The organism is Streptomyces fumanus (assembly GCF_014655295.1).
Lineage (GTDB): Bacteria > Actinomycetota > Actinomycetes > Streptomycetales > Streptomycetaceae > Streptomyces > Streptomyces fumanus.
The window spans coordinates 477,972-498,367 of sequence record NZ_BNBI01000001.1 but is presented as its reverse complement, the minus strand read 5'-3'; the positions used below and the strand labels follow the sequence as shown (position 1 = coordinate 498,367).

Below are 20,396 nucleotides of genomic sequence, written 5' to 3'. Positions count from 1 at the left end.
GCCGTACCGGACTACGGCACGACCTTGCCGATCGCCACGCTGCCGGTGCCCGCGACCGTGCCCCGGGCGTTCACCAGGTTCACCTGGCCGAAGAACGAGCGGCCCTCCGGCGCGGCGGCGAGCACCGTCACGCTCCCGGAGACCTTCGCCGACCCGCCGGTGGCGAGCTTCACCGCGCCGGTGCCGTCCCCGGCGACCGAGCCGAGGGAGGCGGCGAAGTACACGTCGCGGTAGTCGTACTCGGTGGTGCCGGCCGGCACCGCGTAGCCCACGACCTCGACGGTGTAGGTCCCGGCGGCCGGCTTCGGCACCGACACCGACTCCTCCGAGTCACCGTCGGCGGACTGCCCGACCAGCTCCCCGTCGGCGTCGTACACCGCCAGGTCGAGGTCGGCCCCGGCGTCGGAGACGCCTCCGATGGCCACGTCCAGGGAGTCGGCGCCCGCGGGCACCTCGACCGTGGAGGTGCGCGTCTGGCCCTGCGCGATGGACGGGCGGGAGGCCGCGGCCGAGCCCAGCGGCCCGCCGGTCAGCCTGCCGTCGATCGGGGCGTACCGGTTGGTCACCGTCCAGGTCGCGGTGGCCGGGGTGCCCACCTCGGCCTCGGGCACGGTCACGGTCTCCGGGTCGAAGTCCGCGCCGAGCACGGCGATGTCGAGGCGGTAGGGGTTGTCGAGCAGCGGCGAGGTGCGGCGCGACTCGACCTCGATCTCCCAGACGCCGGGCTCCGGGTCGGCGTACGAGCGTACGTCGGGCCGGCAGCCGTTGCCGTCGAGGTAGTTGTTGTAGCAGTACGGCGTGGAGGTCTCGTCGAGCGGGACGCCGTACGGGTGGATGGTGATGAACCGGGTCTGGCTCTTGCCCTTGAGCCCGCCGATGGCGACCTCCAGCGTCTTCGCGCCCTCGGGGACGGTCACGAAGTACGAGGTGGTGCTGTTGCGCTGCACCGAACCGGACGCCGAGTAGGTGTACTTCAGCGGCGTCGAGACCACGACGGTGGCCATGACCTGCCGGTCGGTGCCCGCGGTGCGCGGGTCGTCGACCGTGAGGATCGCGCTCTTGAGCCCGGCGGACCGGGGCGCGGCCTGCACCTTGACGGTGACCGGCTGGTTCAGCGGCAGGTTCACCGTGCGGGACCCGACGATCCGGAAGGTGTCCCCGGCGTTGTTGGCGAGGCCCAGCTCGTGCCGGACCGGGCGGTCGGCGCCGGAGGTGCGGGTGAGGGTGATGTCGTACGTCTTCTTCTGACCGGCCTTCAGGCCGCCCTCGCGGTCGTAGAGGCCGGTGCCGTAGCCCGGGGTCTCCAGCCTGGCGGAGAAGGCGGTGTCGACCGGGGCCTTGACGGTGTAGTCGTGCGCGGCGGCGCCGGCCCGGATCACCTTCCAGGCGTCCACGATGTCGATCAGGCCGGAGCCCTCCTCGTACGCCTGGGTGCCCTTGATGTGGCGGGCGGTCGAGGTCAGCGCCGTGCGCAGCTTGGCCGGGGTGAGGTCGAGGTGCTTCTGCTGGGCGGCCGACAGCAGCAGCGCGGAGGCGCCCGCGGCCTGCGGGGAGGCCATCGAGGTGCCCTGGAGCATGCCGTACCCGGCGGGCAGCGCGTAGCCGGCCTCGGCGACGGGGGCGCCGGGCAGCCAGGTCTGGATGGTGTTGATCGCGGCGCCGGGCGCGGTCAGCGTCGGCGTGAACCCGCCGTCCTCGCGCGGCCCGCGCGAGGAGAACGGCATCATGGCGTACTTCTTCTCCACCGCCGAGCCGTAGTTGGCGGCCCAGGTCTCCTTGGAGATGGAGGCGCCGACCGAGATGACCTTGTCGGCCAGGCCGGGGTCGCCGATGGTGTTGGCGCCGGGGCCGTCGTTGCCCGCGGAGATCACCAACTGGACGCCGTAGTCGTCGATGAGCCGGGTGTACAGCTCGGCGCGGGCGTTGTTGCCGTCGTTGAGCGAGGGCAGGCCGCCGATGGACATGTTGACGATGTCGACGCCGCGGTTGACGACGAGGTCCACCATGCCCTCGGTGAGCGCGACGTTGGTGCAGCCGCCGGACCAGGTGCAGGCCCGCGAGGAGACGATCTGCGCGCCCGGGGCGGCGCCGTTCATCTTGCCGCCGAACAGGCCGTTGGCGGCGGTGATGCCGGCGACGTGGGTGCCGTGCTCGGACTCGATGACGCCGATGTTGACGAAGTCGGCCTTGGCGCCGGCGCCGTTGTAGACGACGTCCTTGCGGATCTCCACCACGAAGGGCTGGCGTTCGGCGACGTCCGTGGACGGGTCGTCGGTGCCGAAGTACCCGACCTGGAAACCGTCCTTGTACGGCTTCATCGGGGTGTCGTCGGTGAAGTCGTGGTTGTCGTTGAGGTCGACGCGGACCGTGCCGGCCGCCGGGTCGTAGAGCACGCCCCAGGAGTCGGTGGTGTCGCCGTCGCGGTTGGCGTCGCCCGCGGCGTCGCCGCCGGTAGTGTACGACTCCAGGAAGGTGCTGATCCGGTAGGAGCCCGCCGGGGCGGTCCAGCTCTCGCCGCCGTAGGTGAAGGCGGGCCCGGAGACGCCGGTCAGCATCGGGCGCCAGGTGCGGTCGCCGTCGACGACCGGGTCGGTGGCGGTCACCCAGTCGACGATCTTGCGCTGCCCGGTGGTGGTCTTCTGCAGCGCCGGGTGGGCGAGGTCCACGCCGGAGTCGAGGATGCCGATGGTGACGCCGCGGCCGTCCGCCTTCGGGTTGCGCTTGACGAAGTCGACGGCGCCCGTCTCGAAGGACGGGTTGTACGGGTTGGCGGCGGGCGTCCTGCGGTTCGGCGCCGGGTAGGCGGCCGACGCCTTGGCGGCGGCGCCCTCGGCGGTGTCGGCGCTCGGCGTCGGGTCGTCCAGCGCGATCTCCTGGCGCAGGTCGATGCCGTGCACGGAGGAGAGCTCGGCGGCGGCGGCGATCGCCGCGTCGGCCTTGGCGGTGGGGACGGTGGCGCGGACGTAGCCGAGCTTGTCGTAGGTCCGGCCGACCGTGCCGCCGTCGACGGCGTCGAGTTCCTCGGCGACCCGCTCGGTCTTGCCGGGCGCGGTGGCGACCATCATGGTGATGGTCTTCTCGCCGTCGGCCTTGGCCTCGGCGAGCAGGTCGGCGTCGTCCGGACCGAGCTTGTCGTGCGCGGACTTGGCGCCGAGGTCGGCCGGGGCGGCCGCGGCCGGGTCGTCGGCGGCCATGGCCATGGGTATCGGCCCGGCCGCGGCGAGCGCGGCGACCAGACCGGCGGCCAGGGCGGCACGGGCCGCGCGTCTGCTGCCCGGCCTCGGCTCGCGCGGGGAGGTGTGGGTCATCGGCATCCCTTGCAGGTTTCGGCATCCCTGAGAACGTGACGGCACAACTACGACCAAGACCGGTCGGGTCTGATCGCAAGCAGTCCGGAATGCGATCCCGGACGACCGCTCAGCTTGACGCACCCGACCGCTGTTTGGGGAGGGCCGACCAGGACGCGATACGGCCATGGCGTACTCCCGCCATACGCCACCGCCGACACAAGGGACACCTCCCCCCATACCAACTCACCGCGGGGCTGCGGTCCCCCGGTGAGGCGATCGTCACGTTTGGTGAGACGACCGGGGCGGAAGAGGCGCGGTCGTTCCCCGGGCGGCGGCGGGCGCGCGGGGCGCCGGAGCGGCGTGGGTGATCCACGTCCGGTGATCGGTGTCGCGCGTTGCGGTCGCGTTCACACGCAGGTCACCCCCGGTGCCAACGATCCGGTGGAGGCGGCGGGTCCGCGGAAGCGATCCGTCCGCCGCCATCGCCGACGCGTTCGCACCCGGGGAGAGAAACGCATGTCGCGCACACGCTCAGTCACCGGCTCCGGGCCCGGAGTCCACCGCCGCGCCGTCCTCGCCGTCACCGGGGCGGTGGCCCTCTCCGCGGGCGCCGGCCTCGCCCTGCGCCCCGGCGAGCGCACGGCCGCCGCCGCCGACGCCACCGGACCCGCCGCCGACGCCACCGGCCCCGTCCTCACCTCCCGCGAGGCCCCCGCCGCCCCCCTGGCCCCCTACACCCGCGGCACCACCCTCGCCTCCGTCGCCACCCCGCGCGGCACCTCCGGCTACCGCCGCCTCGGCGACGGCCCCGGCTGGCGGCGGGTGGTCCGCGGCGAGCTGGCCGGGCCGAGGTCCGGCCGGGCCGGCCGCCGGGTCCCGCTCGCCGCCTTCGTCCAGCTCACCGACCTGCACCTGACCGACACCCAGCACCCGCTGCGCCTGGAGTACCTGCGCGCCACCGACCCGCACGCCTGGCGGCCCCAGGAGGCGCTCACCGTGCAGGGCGCCATCGCCCTGGTCGAGCGGGTCAACGCGCTGCGCGGCGGCCCCGTCACCGGCGCCCCGCTGCGCTTCGCCATGACCACCGGCGACAACACCGACAACAACGCCCGTACCGAACTGGACTGGTTCCTCACCGTGATGAGCGGTGGCCGGATCACCCCCAACTCCGGTGACCCCCGGCACTACGAGGGCGTCCAGAACAGCGGACTCACCCGGTACTGGCAGCCCGACGCGGCCGTCCGCGACGCCGACAAGCGCCTCGGCTTCCCCCACATCGAGGGGTTCCTGGCCGCCGCGATCCGCGAGGTCCGCAGCCCCGGCCTCAACCTGCCCTGGTACTCCACCGTCGGCAACCACGACGCCATGCCGCTCGGCTGCTACGCCAGCCACGGCGACTCCTACCTCGCCGAACTCGCCGTCGGCGGCCGCAAGCTGATGGAGCTGTCCGCCGCCGAGGCGAAGCGGCTGCAGAGCGCCCTGAAGGACGACCGGGACCCCCGGGGCGTCCGGTACCGCGAGTTCCTGGCGGCCCACGCCCGCGCCATGCGCCCGGTCACCCCCGACGAGCGGCGCGCGCCCTTCACCCCGGCCGACTACCTCACCGCCCACCTCGACCCGGCCCACCTCGGCCCCGGTCCGGCCGGCCACGGCTACTCCGCCGCCAACCTCCAGGCGGGCACCCAGTACTACGCCTTCCGCATCGCCGACGACGTGATCGGCGTCAGCCTGGACACCACCGACCCGGGCGGCCACTACGAGGGCTCCATCGGCGCGGCCCAGCTCGCCTGGCTGGACCGGACGCTCACCGAGCACCGGGACGCGCACGCCGTCGTCTTCAGCCACCACACCAGCCGGACCATGGACAACACCCGCCCCGACCCGGCCCGCCCGGACGAGGCCCGGCACACCGGCGCCGACCTCCTCGCCGTGCTGGCCCGCCACCGCAACGTCGCCGCCTGGGTCAACGGCCACATCCACCGCAACGCCGTGACCCCGCACACCGGACCGGACGGCGGGTCCTTCTGGGAGATCTCCACCGCCTCCCACGTCGACCACCCCCAGCTCGCCCGGGTGATCGAGCTGACCGACAACAAGGACGGCACCCTGTCGGTGTTCACCACCCTGGTGGAGTCCGCCGCCCCGGCCCGCACCGACGTCACCGACCTGTCCCAGACCGGCCTCGCCGCCCTCTACCGGGAGCTGTCCCTCAACGCCCCCGGCGCCCGCACCGACCTGGCGGGCGGCGCGGGGGACCGCAACACCGAACTGCTGCTCGAGAAGGACTGAAGAAGGACTGAAGAAGGACGGACCGGACGGACCGTCAGATACGGGATCCGCTCACAACCGTCCTGTCCCATAACAGCCGTTGATCTGTCAGAAGGCCGCATGCTCCACTAATCTCCGTGCACCACATAGGTCACCCGCCCACGGGCGGGAGGGCGTCCACGGGGGAGATGCGTGTATGAGGACCTGGGCTTCGAGAAACTCCTCGACGCGGACGGTTTCTTCGCGCGCCTGTTAGGGCGGTCGCCGTCGGGCGCCGACCGCAAACCGCTGTACGGACCCGACCTGCCCGTGGTGCTGCTCACCGGCGGCCCGGGGATGGGCAAGGGGCGGCTGCTGCGGGCGGTGCGGGACCGTTTCGCCCGCCAGGTGCCGGTGATCGCGCTGGACTGCGCCTCGGTGGGGTACGCCGACCGGGCCCGGCCGGAACCCGGTGCCCGCTCGGCGGTGACGGAGATCCTGGTCGAGGCCGCGCTGCTGCTGCACACCTGGCGGGGCACCGGCGGCGGGTTCACCTTCCCGCGGCTCTTCGCGGGCCTGGCGGTGATCTCGACCGGCGTCGCGGACGGCACCGGCGAGGCGATCAGAACCGAGGTCGAGCGGTACGAGGAGCTGATCCAGCAGCCCCGCCTGCGCGGGCTGGGGGCGCGCGACTTCTGGCGCGGCGCCCTGCTGGGCGCGGTACGCAAGATGCTGGAGGTGCTGGCCGGCCAGACGCTCGGCCCGTACGGGGCGGCCGCGCTCACCGCGCTGCTCGACGCCCTCTTCGAGCGCGTGACGCCCCGGGCCGAGGCGGCACTGACCCGGCTCTACGGCGACTACCCCGGCGCGGCCGGCCAGCCCAAGCACGGGCTGAGCCGGCTCGCCGCCGACTTCCGGGCCGGCGACGAGCGGCGGGAGGACGCCGAGCGCTTCCTGTTCCGCGCCCTGCGCGAGGACCTGGAGGCGGCCTACGGCGGGCTGGGCGGCTGGCTGGGCCGGGTCGGCCGCCCCGGGCTGCTGCTGGACCACGCCGACCAGCCGCTGGGAGAGCAACTGCTGCGCGCCGTCCTCACCGACCGCCGGGCCGGGCAGCGCGACCGCGTGGTGATCGTGGGCACGGCCCGCCGGGCGGACGGCGGCGACTTCCTGCACGGGGGCCTGGCACCCCGGCCGATGGCGGAGTTCCGGCCCGCCGACGGGGTGCCGGCCACCTGGACCCGCCGCGCCGACCCGGAACAGGACCGGGGCCCGCTCTCCGCCGGGGTGCTCATGCTGCGGATGCCGTTCCTCACCGGCGACCAACTGCGCCGGGAGACCGAGCGCATCCAGATGAACGCGGGGCGGGGCAGCGGCATCCATCGCCGCCGGATCGCCGCCGCCGTGGCCCAGCTCAGCGGCGGCCGGCCGCACTCGGTGATCCGGCTGGCCACCGCCGCCGCCGACCACCCGATGGAGCCGGACGACAACGACCGGGCCATCCTGGACGCCGAGCTGCACCACCCCGACGGCGCCCCCGGGCGGCCGGTGGCGGACGTACTGCTCCAGGAACTGGTCCTCGACCAGATGCCGGTGCGGCTCGCGGCCGAGCACCACGACCAGTGGCTCGACCTCCTCACCCACCTGTCCGTGGCGCACGACCCGCACTGCGCGGACGTACTGCTCCGCCACCACCAGGGGGACCGCGTCCACCGCCTGACCGCCCACGAGGTCGCGCGGCTGCTGCACGAGACCGGATGGCCCGGCTGCGCGCGGCACTTCATCGGCGACTTCGGCCTGCGCCAGTTGCTGGTGCACCGGCTGTACGGCCTCCAGCGCGACGGCGCCGCCTGGTACGCCGACCACCACCTGCTGCGCGACCACTACACCCTCAGCGAGCCGGGCGGCGGCGCGTTCCGCTCGGCGGCCGTGCACCGGATGAACCACCACCTCGTCTCCGGCGGCGTCGACGACGTGGTCCGCCACCTCGCCGCCGGCCTCCCCGGCCGTCCCGGCCCGTGGTGCGAGGAACTGCTGGAGATCGCCCAGGCGCCGTACCCGGGCGGGGCGGACGAACGCCGCCGGCGCGCCCAGGGGCTGGTGCCGGTCGACGGACCGCCGCTGCGCCGCACCGTCGACCAACTGCTGCACGCCGTATGGCTGTGCGAGGAGCGCACCCGACCGACCGGGAGTGAGATGGCCCGCACCCTGGAGCAGTTGCTGAGACAACTGTCGATCATGGACTTCGACGGCGCCGGAGAGCTCGGCCCGACCGCCACCGAGTGGAGCCGGCTGGTCGCCAACGAACGTCCGCTGCTGCACTGCGACTGCACCGATCAGCTCGGCCGGAGGAGGTGACGAGGATGCCCGGATGGATCCCCGGATGGCGCAGACTGCCCAGGTGGGGGAGGATCCTCTACGCGCTGGCGGGGGTGGCGGTGCTGGTGGCCGCCGGCCTGTACGGCGTGCCCGCCCTCACCAGGCCGGACACCTGCCACGACGGCATCGAGAAGATCGGCGGCGAGTGCGTCGGCGTCGACGGCACCGGCTACGACTTCGGCACCCCGGAGATCGGACCGGTGGCCCGGGCCATCGCCGCGGAGAACGACCGGATCGCGGACCAGCCGCACGTCACCGTGGCGATGATGCTGCCCCTGCAGTCGGACACGCCCGGACTGCGGCGGCAGATGCGCAGCGACCTCCAGGGCGCCTACCTGGGCCAGCGGCAGGCCAACTCGGGCGAGGGCCAGGTCCCCAAGATCCGGCTGGTGCTGGCCAACCCCGGGCGCAACTACGGCCATCAGCACGACGTCGTCAGCACGCTGCTCGACATGGCGGAGTCCGACCAGGACAAGCTGCGCGCCGTCACGGGCTTCAACCTCACCCTCGACGCCACCCGGCAGGCCGTGGCACGGCTGACCGAGGGCGGCGTCCCGGTGCTCGCCTCCCGGATCAGCGGCGACGGCATCGCGAACGTCGACGGGGAGAAGCAGCGCTTCCCGGGCCTGGCCCGGATCATCCCCACCAACGGCGAGGCCGCCAAGGCGCTGGCCAACTTCAACGGCGAGCGCGGCCGGCGCAACGCCAGGACGGTGCTGGTCTACGACAACCGCCGGGACGCCTACGTGGAGTCGCTGGCCCGCGCGTTCCGGGGGATCGAGGAGACGGGCGCGGCCGGCCCCGCCGACATGCCCTTCGAATCGCCGGGCATCGACGAGGCAGGCTCGACCGGCAGCCAGTTCGAGCAGATCGCCAACAACATCTGCGGTTCGAAGGCCGACACCGTCTACTTCGCCGGACGCACCCTGCACCTGCGGATCTTCGCGCTCACGCTCGCCAGGCAGACCTGCGCGGACCGGCACTTCACCCTGGTCAGCGGCTCGGACGCGGCCTCGCTGCGGCAGACCATGTCGGAGCGGGACTGGGCGCAGTTGAGCGGCGGCGAGAACGGCGCGGCGAAGGTGACGGTCCAGTACGCCGCCCCCGCGCACCCGGACGCCTGGGACACCGAACTGGCCGCCTGGACGAAGCGGTGGCAGGCGTCCCACGACCGCGAGCCCACCGACGCGGAACGCCCGCAGTACCTCACCGAGCCCAAGGCGGCCCTGGAGACCCTCCAGAACCTGATCAGGAGCGAGCGTCAGGCGGGCACGGACCTGGGATCCACCCCGGACCTGGAGGATTCCCGCACCATGCTCGTCCACGACGGCCTGGTCACCATCGGCACGGCCCTGCACGAGGTCCAGGGCAACGACGCCGAGCGGGCACCCGGCCTCGCGGACGTCCGCCAGGAGTGGTCCAAACTCCAGTCGGTGCACCGGGTGCGGGGCACGAGCGGCCTGATCTGCCTGACCAGCGGCGGCAATCCGTACGACAAGCCGGTCGCGGTGGTCGAACTGAACCCGGGCCGGGGCGCGCGCGGGACCCTGCGGTTCGTCGGCCTGGGCTGGTCCACCGGCAAGGCACAGCCGAAGAACTGCGTGATCCCGAGCGGCACGTCCTGAGCCGGCTCGCGCCGCCTTACTCGTAGCTCCACACCGCTTCGGATGAACTCCGAGGTGTACTCCTCGACCGGCTTGTTCAGCTCATGCGTGGCGAGGGCGTATGCCTCGGTCTGGAGGAGGCCCTAGACGACCGTCATGAGACCGCGGTACTGGGTGAGCCAGTCCTGCTGATGGGAATCCCGGTTGAGATTGATCAGCGACTCGAAAGCGGTCGTGGGACTGCGGATCTCCGAGGCATCCCTGCAACTCTCAACTTCCGAACGTGGGGGACCTCCGCAAGCTGCTGAGCAAGTACGGCGTCTCGGTGGACCGGGGATGTCGAGGACGCCGTGCTGGTCGTGGACGTGTCGGATCCGGTGCGGGTGCTTCCAAAGGTGCGGGACGACCCGGAGGGGGAGAGCGGGCGGGGGCTGCTGGTCGTGAGACCGCGGCGTTGTGTCCGCTGCCGTGGACGAGCAGCACACCCGCACCGGGGCAACCGCTTTTCCGGCGGGGCCGGACACTCCACCGGCTCCGGTCACCCGGCACGTCGCTATCGGGGCAGCACCACCACCGGGGCGGCGGGCTCCCGGTCGTGCGCCGCCATCAGCGCCGTACGGACCACGGCCGCCTGCTGCTCCGGGGCGTCGCGGAGCTGTCGCGGGGAGAGCTGGACGACCGTGATGCCCAGGTGCTCCAGGTGCTCGCGCCGCCGGGCGCGCTCCGGCCACAGCTCGTCGTCGCGCTGCCGGTGGGCGCCGGTGTCCAGGTCGACGGCGACCGCGTGGTCCGGCCAGTAGGCGTCCACGCCGCCGAGGTGGGGGCCGCCGGGCAGCCGCAGGTCGACGTTCCACAGCGGGTCGGGCAGGGCGTGGTCGCGGACCATCCGGTACAGCCGTTCCTCCGCGAGCGCCCGCCCCTCGGCCACCAGCGACTCGACCGCGTCGATCACGTGCGGGCGGCTCAGCAGCCGGGCCCGGATCAGCTCCTCCACCACCGCCGCCGGTTCGCAGTGCCCCTCGCGCACCGCCTCGGTCAGCAGCGCCCGCACCACGTCCGCGTCGGCCTGCTCGGCCACCGCGTCCGCCAGGGCCCGCGCGACCGGCGCGACGGGGATGCCCGCCACCAGCTTCGCCTCGGGCAGCCCGGCCGCGCGCACGATCCGGGCGCACCCGGCCGAGCGCACCCGGCGGGTCCGGGGCACCAGGACGTCGATGCGGGCCAGCGAGGGCAGCGGGGGAGCGGCGGCGAAGCCGTGCAGGGTCAGCGCGGCCACCCCGGTGATCATCGCCGGCACCGGCGAGGCCCCCGTCTCCCGGCCGGGCTGGGCCGGGACCCCGCCCGGGGTGCGCTCCCAGCCCGCGTACAGCAGGACCGCGCGCAGTCTCTCCTCGCCGGTCGGCGGGCCCGGCCGGAGCAGGACGACCCCGGGCAGGAGCTGCTGCCAGGGGCCGCCGGACCGGCACTGCTCGGTGATCTGCGCGGCCGTGACCCCGTGCGCGCGGAGCTGCCCGGCGGTCAGCACCCGGCGGGGTCCGCCGGCGAGGTGGTGCAGGCGGCGGGGGGAGAGCGGGGTGTTGTGCGTCATGCCGGGGGGTTTCCCGCACGCGGACCACCCCTTAACCCCTGTTACAAGCCCGCCACCAAATCAGGACAACCCGGCCCTAATGCACACCAGTTCGCCTGCGAAACCCCAGCTCACCGGCGGGACACCCGCACACTGCCACCACTTGGTAACACCCGGCGGAAAAGCGCCGCCAGGGGCGCGGGGAACTGCGCGACCAGCCCCCACCCACCCGCACCCACGACTCGGCTCAGCCCACCCCACCCGCATCGCACGCCTGCCCCCGCAGCGCCCGGGCCAGATCGTCCCGGGCCTCCAGCACCAGCCGCCGCAGCGCCGGCGCCGCCCCCTCGTGGGCGGCCAGCCACGCGTCCGCCGCCGTCAGCGTCTCCGGCGAGTCCCGCAGCCCGGGGAAGAGCCCGCGCACCACGTCCATGCCGATCTGGATCGACCGCTCCCGCCACACCCGCTCGATCACCGCGAAGTACTTCTCCGCGTACGGGGCGAGCAACTCCCGCTGGGTGGGCTGGACGAACCCGGCGATCGTCGCCTCGACCAGCGCGTTGGACAGCGCGTCGGACTCCACGACCTGCGCCCACGCCTGCGCCTTGACCGCCGCCGAGGGACGCGCGGCCAGGCAGCGCACCTGGTGGCGCTTGCCGGACGCGGTGTCGTCGCGGGCCAGTTCGGCGGCGAGCACCGCCTCGTCGGCCACCCCGTGCGCGGCGAGCGGTTCGAGGAAGGCCCAGCGCAGCTCCTGGTCGACCTCCAGCCCGTCGATCTTCTCGGTGCCCTCCAGCAGGTCCTGCAGCAGTCGCAGGTCCGCGTCGCCGGAGGCCACCGCCGCGAAGAACCGCGCCCAGGCGAGCTGCTGCTCGCTGCCCGCCCCGGCCTCCCGCAGCTCCCGCAGCGCGCCCTCGGCGAGCAGCGCCCCGCCGGTCTCCCGCCAGTCGGGGGCGGCGTAGTGGGTGAGCGCCGACTGCGCCCAGGCGTGCAGCATCTGGAGCACGCCGATGTCCGACTCGCGCCCCGCGAACCTGAGCACCAGGTCGATGAAGTCCCGCGCGGGCAGCAGCGCGTCCCGCGTCATGTTCCACAGCGCCGACCAGCACAGCGCCCGCGCCAGCGGGTCGGTCATGTCGCCGAGGGCGGCCCGCAGCGTGGCCAGCGAGGTCGCGTCGAAGCGGATCTTGCAGTACGTCAGGTCGTCGTCGTTGACCAGCACCAGCTCCGGCGCCTGCTCGCCCGCCAGTGCGCCGACGACCGTGCGCGGCCCGTCGACGTCGGTCTCGGCCCGCGCGTACCGCTCCAGCGCGCCGTCCGCGCCGCGCCGGTACAGGCCGACCGCCACCCGGTGCGGGCGCAGTTCGGGGTGCGACTCGGCGGCCTCCTGCACCACCGCCAGCTCGTCGATCCGCCCGTCGGTGGTGAGCAGCACCTGCGGGGTCAGCGCGTTGACGCCCGCGGTCTGGAGCCAGGACCGGGCCCAGGCCGCCATGTCCCGGCCGCTGGTCTCCTCCAGCACCGACAGCAGGTCGCCCAGGCGCGTGTTGCCGTACGCGTGCCGCTTGAAGTACCGGCGGGCGCCCTCCAGGAACGCGTCCTGTCCGACGTACGCCGCCAACTGCTTGAGCACCGAGGCGCCCTTGGCGTACGTGATGCCGTCGAAGTTGAGCTTGGCGTCCTCCAGGTCGCGGATGTCGGCGGTGACCGGGTGGGTGGACGGCAACTGGTCGGCGCGGTACGCCCACGCCTTGCGCCGGTTGGCGAAGGTGATCCAGGCGTCCGTGAACCGGGTGGCGCCGACGTTGGCGAAGGCGCCCATGTAGTCGGCGAAGGACTCCTTCAGCCACAGGTCGTCCCACCACTCCATGGTGACCAGGTCGCCGAACCACATGTGCGCCATCTCGTGCAGGATCGTGTTGGCGCGGCCCTCGTACGACGCCCGGGTCACCTTCCCGCGGAAGATGTACTCCTCGCGGAAGGTCACCAGCCCCGGGTTCTCCATCGCGCCGAGGTTGTACTCGGGCACGAACGCCTGGTCGTACTTGCCGAACGGGTACGGGTAGTCGAAGTGGTCGTGGAAGAAGTCCAGGCCCTGCTTGGTGATCAGGAACACGTCGTCCGCGTCGAAGTAGGGCGCCAGCCCCTTGCGGCACAGCGCGCCCAGCGGGATCCGCAGCCTGGTGCCGTCCGCGAGGGTGCGCTCGTACAGGTCCGTGACGTAGTGGTACGGCCCGGCGACCACGCAGGTGATGTACGTGGAGATGGGCTTGGTCTCCGCGAACCGCCACACCCCGTCGGCGCGCTCCCCGGCCCCGTTGGACCACACCGTCCACTCCTCGGGCGCCCGCACCTCGAAGCGGAAGGGCGCCTTGAGGTCCGGCTGCTCGAAATTGGCGAAGACCCGGCGGGAGTCGGCCGGCTCGTACTGGGTGTAGAGGTAGACCTCGCCGTCCTCGGGGTCGACGAAGCGGTGCAGGCCCTCGCCGGTGCGGGAGTACGCGCAGCGGGCGTCGACCACCAGCTCGTTGTCGGCGGCCAGGTCCTCCAGGACGATCCGGGAGCCGTCGAAGACCTCGCTCGGGTCGAGGTCGCGGCCGTTGAGGGAGACGGCGGTCACGCTCGGCGCGATCAGATCGGCGAAGCTGGACGCGCCGGGCTCGTTGCAGCGGAAGCGGATCGTGGTGACGGACCGGAAGGTGCGCGGCCCGCTCCCGGCGTGCTCGCCGACGGCCGAGCGCACGTCGAGGGACACCTCGTACCCGTCGACGGACAGCAGCGCGGCCCGCTCCCGGGCCTCGTCACGGGACAGATTCTCACCGGGCACGGGCGGCACTCCCTCGGCTGGTGTTCAGGATGTGGACAGCACCGATCCTGCCATGTGCCCCTGACGGCGGTCAGCCGGGAATGGCCGGGGCGGGCCGCGGTGTTTCCCCGGAGATCGGCCCGCAGTACGTGCCCCTTGAGGAGAGACATGTCGGAGAAGACGCCCGTCGACTTCTGGTTCGACCCGCTGTGCCCCTGGGCCTGGATGACCTCCCGGTGGGTCCTGGAGGTGGAGAAGGTCCGTGACATCGAGGTCCGCTGGCACCTGATGAGCCTCGCCGTGCTCAACGAGGACAAGCTCGACCAGCTCCCCGAGGAGTACCGCGAGATGCTGGAGACCAAGGCGTGGGGCCCGGTCCGCGTCGTCATCGCCGCCCAGGAGGAGCACGGCGCCGAGGTGCTCGGCGACCTCTACACCGCGCTCGGCACCCGCTTCCACAACCGGGGCGAGGGCCCGACGAAGGAGGCGACCGCCGCCGCGCTCAAGGAGGCCGGGCTGCCCGAGTCCCTCATGGAGCACTGGGACGACACCCCTTACGAGCCCCAGTTGCGCGCCTCCCACAAGGAGGGCATCGACAAGGTCGGCCAGGAGGTCGGCACCCCGGTCATCGCCGTGCCCGGCGCGGACGGCCGGCAGCTCGCCTTCTTCGGCCCGGTCGTCACCCCCGCCCCCAAGGGCGAGGAGGCCGCCCGGCTCTGGGACGGCACCCTCGCGGTCGCCTCGGTCCCCGGCTTCTACGAGATCAAGCGCACCCGCACCAAGGGCCCGGACTTCAGCAACCTGTAGGCCCGGCGGCCACCGGTACGGGAAAGCCCCCGCGAGTCACGTCCTCGCGGGGGCTTCCCTCTTTCCGCCCGCCGCCGTGAAGGGTGAGAAGACGATCACGAGGCGGGACGCTTCAGCGGCGGCCCGTCAGGGCGCCAGCAGCAGCACGTCGGCGCGGGACTTCGCGGCCGCGTACCGCCGCGCCACGTCCTGCCAGTTCACGACCTGCCACATCGCCTCGATGAAGTCGACCTTCTGGTTGCGGTACTGCAGGTAGAAGGCGTGCTCCCAGGCGTCGAAGACCAGGATCGGCACCGAGCCCTGGCCGACGTTGCCCTGGTGGTCGTAGACCTGCTCGACGATCAGCCGGCCGCTGAGCGGCTCGTAGGCCAGGACGCCCCAGCCGGAGCCCTGCGTGGTCGCGGCGGCCTTGGAGAGCTGCGCCTTGAAGCCCGCGAAGGAGCCGAACGACTCGGCGATCGCGTCCGCCAGCTCGCCCACGCCGTCCGCCGCCAGCGGTTCGCCGCCGCCGTCGCCGGTCATGTTGTGCCAGTAGATCGAGTGCAGGATGTGGCCGGAGAGATGGAAGCCGAGGTTCTTCTCCAGGCCGTTGATCGCGCCCCACTGCTCCTTGTCGCGGGCCTCGGCGAGCTGCTCCAGCGTGTCGTTGGCGCCCTTCACATAGGCCGCGTGGTGCTTGTCGTGGTGCAGCTCGATGATCTCCGGGCTGATCACCGGGGCCAGCGCGGAGTAGTCGTACGGCAGTTCAGGAAGCGTGTAGACGGGCATGGCGGATCCCCTCCGACCTCTTATTGCAAAAGGATTGCAGGTGCACGCTAGCAGCAGCAAGGGGGTCGCGCGTCCCCGGCACACGAAAGGGCCCCCGCACCGGACGTGGTGCGGGGGCCCTGCGGGCCGGGGCGGGTCAGCCGCGCGAGCGGGCGCGCTGCCGGGCCCAGCCGACGGCCGCCAGCACGAGCGTCATCCCGCCCGTGGAGTACAACTGCACGCGGGTGTCCGGCTCCCGGGCCATCAGGACGAAGACCGCGGCCATGCCCGCCAGCGCCACCCAGGTCAGCCACGGGTAGCCCCACATCCGCACCACCAGCTTCTCCGGCGCCTCGCGCGCCAGGCGGCGCCGCAGCCGGAGCTGGGCGACGGCGATGAAGACCCAGACGACCAGGATGACCGCGCCGATCATGTTCAGCAGCCAGGAGAAGACGTCGTCCGGCCGCCAGTAGCTGAGCAGCACGCACCCGAAGCCGAAGACGGAGGAGACCAGCACCGCGACCCGCGGCACCCCGCCGGAGACCCGGCCCAGCGCCCTCGGGCCCTGGCCGCGCTCCACCAGCGAGTAGGCGATGCGGGAGGAGCCGTAGATGTTGGCGTTCATCGCGCTCAGCAGCGCCACCAGCACGACCACGTTCATGAGCTGGCCGGCGCCCGGGATGCCGAGTTCGTCGAGGGCGGCGACGTACGGGCCCTTCTCGACGACCTCCGGGGAGTCCCAGGGGACCAGGGTGACGATGACCGCCATCGAGCCGATGTAGAACAGCGCGATCCGCCACATCGCGGTGCGCACCGCGCCCGCCACGCCCTTGACCGGGTCCTCCGACTCGGCGGCGGCGATGGTGACCGTCTCCAGGCCGCCGTACGCGAAGACCGAGGCGAGCAGGCCGATGATCAGGCCGTCGCCGCCGTGGGGCAGGAAGTCGGCGAGGTGGCTGGTGCCGGGGGAGTCGGTGCCGGGCAGCACCCCGGCCACGGCCAGCACGCCGAGCACCAGGAACAGCGAGATCGCGCCGACCTTCAGGGCGGCGAACCAGAACTCGAACTCGCCGAAGTTGCGCACGGCGGCCAGGTTGGTGCCGCAGAACACCACCATGAACAGCGCCACCCACGCCCACTCGGGCGTCCCCGGCAGCCAGCCGTGCACGATCTGCGCGGCCCCGATGCCCTCCAGGCCCACCGCCGTGCACAGCAGCACCCAGAACGCCCAGCCGGCCGTGAAACCGGCCCAGGGGCCGATCGCCCGTTCGGCGTGCGCGGAGAAGGAACCCGAGGACGGATACGCGGCGGACATCTCGCCCAGCATCCGCATGACCAGCATCACCAGCAGGCCGGACAGGGCGTAGGCGATGACGATCGAGGGACCGGCGGCGGCGATGCCGGCCCCGGACCCGACGAACAGCCCGGCGCCGATGACCCCGCCGAGGGCGATCATCGACAGATGGCGCTGCTTGAGGCCGTGGGCGAGGGCGGCGTGCTCCGCCGGGGGCGTTTCCTTGGTGGTGCTGGGCATGGGCGCGGCTCGTCCAATGCGTGCGGGGACGGGGATGAAAAAACGCCCATAGTCTCAGCGCAACGGCCGCCGTCCGGCAGCGCCCGCCCAGCATGCGGACGCCCGCCTTCCGCAGGGTGACACCGCCATCACGGCTTGGAGAGACCCCACAGTCGGGTCCGCCCCTGCTCCGGGTAGCCCACACCACCCGACCTCAGTGACCGGCATCACCTCCCGGGTGGTGTGAGCGGCGTCCGTTGTGCGAAGCCCACCAAGTCCCCGTCGCCCCCTTTGTCGGGCGCCGACGGTGATCGCCGCCGCGCGGCCGGTATAGCGTCACGGTGTCCCGACCTGCCCACACCCCCGCGGAGTGTCCATGAGCACCGCCACCGCCCTCGCCCGCCCCGGCCAGGTACTCGCCGACCTGCTTCCGGCCTCCCGCGTCCGGGACGCCGCGCTCGTCGTCGGCGGCGCCGCGCTCACCGGCCTCGCCGCCCAGCTCTCGCTGCCCGTGCCGGGCTCCCCGGTGCCGGTGACCGGGCAGACCTTCGCCGCGCTGCTGGTCGGCACCGCCCTCGGCGCCGGCCGGGGTGTCCTCTCCCTCGCGCTGTACGCGCTGGTGGGCCTGGCGGGCGTGCCGTGGTTCGCGGGCGGCGCCTCCGGCGCGGTGCCCTCCCTCGGCTACGTCCTCGGCATGCTCCTCGCCGCCGCGGCCGTCGGCGCGCTGGCCCGCCGCGGCGCCGACCGCTCGGTCTGGCGGACGGCCGGCGCGATGCTGCTCGGCGAGGCGATCATCTACGCCGTCGGCGTCCCCTACCTGGCGCTGGCCACCGGCATGTCGGCCGGCGCGGCGATCGCGGCCGGGCTCACCCCGTTCCTGATCGGGGACGCGCTGAAGGCCGCGCTGGCGATGGGCGTGCTGCCCACCGCGTGGAAGCTCGTCGGCAAGCGCTGACCCCCCGGCCCCCTCGAAGGCCCGGCACCGAGTCCTCAGGGACCCGGCCGCCGGGCCTTCGCCGCGTCCACCCCGGCACGCGGCGCGGGGGACAGCCCTCGGGAACGCGGCGCGGGGGACACCCCCGGAAACGCGGCGCGGAGGACACCCCCGGGAACGCGAGAGGACACCCCGGGGAACGCGAGAAGGATGCCCTCGTGAACGCGAGAAGGCCCCCGGGAACGCGAAAAGGGGCCCGCACCCGCGAGCCCCTTCCACGACGCCGGACGCCGGACGTCAGTCCCCGGCGCCCGCCCCGGCCGACGCGCGCTCACGTCCGCGCGCGAGCCTCTCCCGTACGAAGGCGATCGCCAGCACCACCGCCGCCACCAGCAGCGACAGCAGGACCGTCTTGCGCCCGTCGTGTTCGGTGTCGGTGAGCATGTAGCCCAGCACGAAGACGATCAGCGCGGCCGCCGCCCACGTCAGATACGGGTACAGCCACATCTTCACGACCAGCTTCTCCGGCGCCTCGGCCTGGATGATCCGCCGCATCCGCAACTGCGAGAAGCAGATCACCAGCCAGACGAAGAGCGCCACCGCGCCCGAGGAGTTGACCAGGAAGAGGAAGACGGAGTCGGGCCACTTGTAGTTGAAGAAGACCGCCAGGAACCCGAACGCCACCGAGGTGAGGATCGCCGTGCGCGGCACACCGCGCGGGGTCGTGCGCGCGAACGCCCTGGGCGCGTCCCCGCGCTCGCCGAGCGAGTAGGCCATCCGGGAGGCCGTGTACAGCCCGGAGTTCAGACAGGACAGCACCGAGGTCAGCACGATGAAGTTCATGATCTGACCGGCGTGCGCGATCCCGAGCGAGTTCAGCGCGGCCACGTAGGAACCGTCGTCGGCGATCGACTTGCTGTCCCACGGCAGCAGGGTGACGACGACGAAGATCGAGCCGAGGTAGAAGACGGCGATCCGCCAGATGATGCTGTTGGTCGACTTGGTGACCGCCCGCCGCGGGTCCTCCGACTCGCCGGCCGCCAGCGTGGCGATCTCGCTGCCCATGAAGGAGAAGACCACCAGCAGCACACCGGTGAGGATGGCACCGGGCCCGTTGGGCAGGAAGCCGCCGTGGTCGGTCAGGTTCGACAGGCCCGCCTGGTCGGCGTCGACGCCGGGCAGCACCCCGAACACGGCCAGCGCGCCGATCACGATGAACGCGCCGATCGCCACCACCTTGATCCCGGCGAACCAGAACTCGAACTCGCCGTAGGAGCCCACCGAGACCAGGTTGGTCGCGGTCAGCACCAGCATCACGATCAGCGCCCAGCCCCACTGGGGCACGGCCGGGATCCAGCCCTCCAGGATCTTCGCCCCGGCGGTCGCCTCGACCGCGAGCACCACCACCCAGAAGAACCAGTACAGCCAGCCGATCGAGAACCCGGCCCAGCGCCCCAGCGCCCGGTCGGCGTGGGCCGAGAACGACCCCGAGGTCGGATTGGCCGCGGACATCTCCCCGAGCATCCGCATCACCAGCACCACCAGGGTGCCGACGAGGGCGTACGACAGGAGGATGCCGGGTCCGGCGGTGGCGATGCCGCTGCTGGAGCCGACGAACAGGCCGGCGCCGATGACACCGCCGATCGCGATCATCGACAGATGGCGGTTCTTGAGTCCGGCCTGGAGGCCGGAACCGGGGTCTCCGGTGTGTCCGGGGCCCTCCTGGGCCGTGGAGAGGGTCGGCTGCGAGGTCATGGGGTGGATTTCCTTTGCGCCGGTCGAGCTGTCTCCCGTACGAGCGGTGTACGAGCCGGTCCAGTGAAACGGAGGTGGTCTATCTGGGGAACCTCCGATTCCCGATCGTTACCTGGGTTTTACCTGAACATCTGTGGTGTTGCTCACTCTTTCCGGACCGACACCCGACACCGCTGCCCAGCGGGCCGCGTGTCACACTCGACGCATGCGCGTGTATCTCGGCTCCGACCATGCGGGCTACGAACTCAAGAACCACCTCGTCGAGTGGCTGACGGCCGCGGGTCACGAGCCCGTCGACTGCGGTCCGCACATCTACGACGCTCAGGACGACTACCCGCCCTTCTGCCTGCGCGCCGCCGAGCGCACCGCCGCGGACGAGGGCGCCCTCGGCATCGTGATCGGCGGCTCCGGCAACGGCGAGCAGATCGCCGCCAACAAGGTCAAGGGCGTGCGCGCGGCCCTCGCCTGGAGTGAGGAGACCGCCGCGCTCGGCCGGCAGCACAACGACGCCAACGTCGTCGCGGTCGGCGCCCGCATGCACAGCCAGGAGGAGGCGACGAAGTTCGTCGAGATCTTCCTCAACACCCCGTTCTCCGGTGACGAGCGCCACATCCGCCGCATCGACATGCTCGCCGGGTACGAGACCACCGGGGACCTCCCGCCGATCCCCGCGCACCACCCGCAGCAGTGACCCGACCGCGCCGCGCCCCCCGGGACGCACCCCCGGGGGGCGGGCGCGACGGAAAGGAC

12 protein-coding genes are annotated in these 20,396 nt (G+C 72.7%); 6 read left to right on the top strand and 6 right to left on the bottom strand.

The window, feature by feature from the left end; translation table 11 throughout:
• Window positions 1-11: 11 nt before the first annotated feature.
• Window positions 12-3,308, bottom strand: a complete 3,297-nt coding sequence (locus IE316_RS02120; protein ID WP_190202336.1) for a S8 family serine peptidase — start codon at window positions 3,306-3,308, stop codon at window positions 12-14.
• A 498-nt stretch (window positions 3,309-3,806) separates the two neighbouring features.
• Here IE316_RS02120 and IE316_RS02115 point away from each other — a divergent pair, with 498 nt between their 5' ends.
• The 3 genes from IE316_RS02115 to IE316_RS02105 all read left to right on the top strand — a co-directional run bounded on the left by IE316_RS02115 (window position 3,807) and on the right by IE316_RS02105 (window position 9,538).
• Complete coding sequence (locus IE316_RS02115; RefSeq protein WP_190202335.1) at window positions 3,807-5,579, top strand: TIGR03767 family metallophosphoesterase; 1,773 nt, start codon at window positions 3,807-3,809, stop codon at window positions 5,577-5,579.
• A gap of 171 nt (window positions 5,580-5,750) precedes the next feature.
• Complete coding sequence (locus IE316_RS02110; protein WP_190202334.1) at window positions 5,751-7,892, top strand: hypothetical protein; 2,142 nt, start codon at window positions 5,751-5,753, stop codon at window positions 7,890-7,892.
• Between the two features lie 5 nt (window positions 7,893-7,897).
• The gene (locus IE316_RS02105) at window positions 7,898-9,538 is read left to right on the top strand and encodes a type 1 periplasmic-binding domain-containing protein (RefSeq protein ID WP_190202333.1); all 1,641 of its coding nucleotides are present in this window, start codon (window positions 7,898-7,900) and stop codon (window positions 9,536-9,538) included.
• A gap of 532 nt (window positions 9,539-10,070) precedes the next feature.
• Here the strand turns inward: IE316_RS02105 and IE316_RS02100 are convergent.
• Complete coding sequence (locus IE316_RS02100; RefSeq protein ID WP_190202332.1) at window positions 10,071-11,105, bottom strand: hypothetical protein; 1,035 nt, start codon at window positions 11,103-11,105, stop codon at window positions 10,071-10,073.
• A gap of 226 nt (window positions 11,106-11,331) precedes the next feature.
• Window positions 11,332-13,911: an aminopeptidase N gene (gene pepN, locus IE316_RS02095; RefSeq protein WP_190202331.1), complete on the bottom strand. Its 2,580-nt coding sequence runs from the start codon at window positions 13,909-13,911 to the stop codon at window positions 11,332-11,334.
• A gap of 147 nt (window positions 13,912-14,058) precedes the next feature.
• Between pepN and IE316_RS02090 the strand changes: the two genes are divergently transcribed.
• Entirely contained in the window at window positions 14,059-14,697 is a 639-nt protein-coding gene (locus IE316_RS02090) for a mycothiol-dependent nitroreductase Rv2466c family protein (RefSeq protein WP_190202330.1), read from the top strand.
• 126 nt (window positions 14,698-14,823) lie between these two features.
• On the opposite strand, the gene IE316_RS02085 is transcribed toward IE316_RS02090, so the two are convergent.
• Both IE316_RS02085 and IE316_RS02080 read right to left on the bottom strand, forming a co-directional pair.
• Window positions 14,824-15,465 (bottom strand): superoxide dismutase, encoded by a 642-nt coding sequence (locus IE316_RS02085; RefSeq protein ID WP_190202329.1) that lies wholly within the window; start codon window positions 15,463-15,465, stop codon window positions 14,824-14,826.
• A gap of 136 nt (window positions 15,466-15,601) precedes the next feature.
• Entirely contained in the window at window positions 15,602-16,978 is a 1,377-nt protein-coding gene (locus IE316_RS02080; RefSeq protein WP_190202328.1) for an amino acid permease, read from the bottom strand.
• Window positions 16,979-17,333: 355 nt separating this feature from the next.
• Here IE316_RS02080 and IE316_RS02075 point away from each other — a divergent pair, with 355 nt between their 5' ends.
• A complete protein-coding gene (locus tag IE316_RS02075; RefSeq protein ID WP_190202327.1) occupies window positions 17,334-17,912 on the top strand; it encodes a biotin transporter BioY in 579 nt (192 codons plus the stop codon).
• Window positions 17,913-18,188: 276 nt separating this feature from the next.
• On the opposite strand, the gene IE316_RS02070 is transcribed toward IE316_RS02075, so the two are convergent.
• On the bottom strand, window positions 18,189-19,646 hold the full coding sequence (locus tag IE316_RS02070) for an amino acid permease (RefSeq protein WP_190202326.1): 1,458 nt from the start codon (window positions 19,644-19,646) through the stop codon (window positions 18,189-18,191).
• A 205-nt stretch (window positions 19,647-19,851) separates the two neighbouring features.
• Between IE316_RS02070 and IE316_RS02065 the strand changes: the two genes are divergently transcribed.
• Window positions 19,852-20,337, top strand: a complete 486-nt coding sequence (locus tag IE316_RS02065; RefSeq protein WP_190202325.1) for a ribose-5-phosphate isomerase — start codon at window positions 19,852-19,854, stop codon at window positions 20,335-20,337.
• Window positions 20,338-20,396 lie beyond the last annotated feature (59 nt).

What these genes read in the sequence shown, in the direction of transcription:
- IE316_RS02120 (WP_190202336.1), bottom strand. Translation starts at nt 3,308, where the DNA reads ATGACCCACACCTCCCCGCGCGAGCCGAGGCCGGGCAGCAGACGCGCG.
- IE316_RS02115 (WP_190202335.1), top strand. Translation starts at nt 3,807, where the DNA reads ATGTCGCGCACACGCTCAGTCACCGGCTCCGGGCCCGGAGTCCACCGC.
- IE316_RS02105 (WP_190202333.1), top strand. Translation starts at nt 7,898, where the DNA reads ATGCCCGGATGGATCCCCGGATGGCGCAGACTGCCCAGGTGGGGGAGG.
- IE316_RS02100 (WP_190202332.1), bottom strand. Translation starts at nt 11,105, where the DNA reads ATGACGCACAACACCCCGCTCTCCCCCCGCCGCCTGCACCACCTCGCC.
- IE316_RS02090 (WP_190202330.1), top strand. Translation starts at nt 14,059, where the DNA reads ATGTCGGAGAAGACGCCCGTCGACTTCTGGTTCGACCCGCTGTGCCCC.
- IE316_RS02085 (WP_190202329.1), bottom strand. Translation starts at nt 15,465, where the DNA reads ATGCCCGTCTACACGCTTCCTGAACTGCCGTACGACTACTCCGCGCTG.
- IE316_RS02080 (WP_190202328.1), bottom strand. Translation starts at nt 16,978, where the DNA reads ATGCCCAGCACCACCAAGGAAACGCCCCCGGCGGAGCACGCCGCCCTC.
- IE316_RS02075 (WP_190202327.1), top strand. Translation starts at nt 17,334, where the DNA reads ATGAGCACCGCCACCGCCCTCGCCCGCCCCGGCCAGGTACTCGCCGAC.
- IE316_RS02070 (WP_190202326.1), bottom strand. Translation starts at nt 19,646, where the DNA reads ATGACCTCGCAGCCGACCCTCTCCACGGCCCAGGAGGGCCCCGGACAC.
- IE316_RS02065 (WP_190202325.1), top strand. Translation starts at nt 19,852, where the DNA reads ATGCGCGTGTATCTCGGCTCCGACCATGCGGGCTACGAACTCAAGAAC.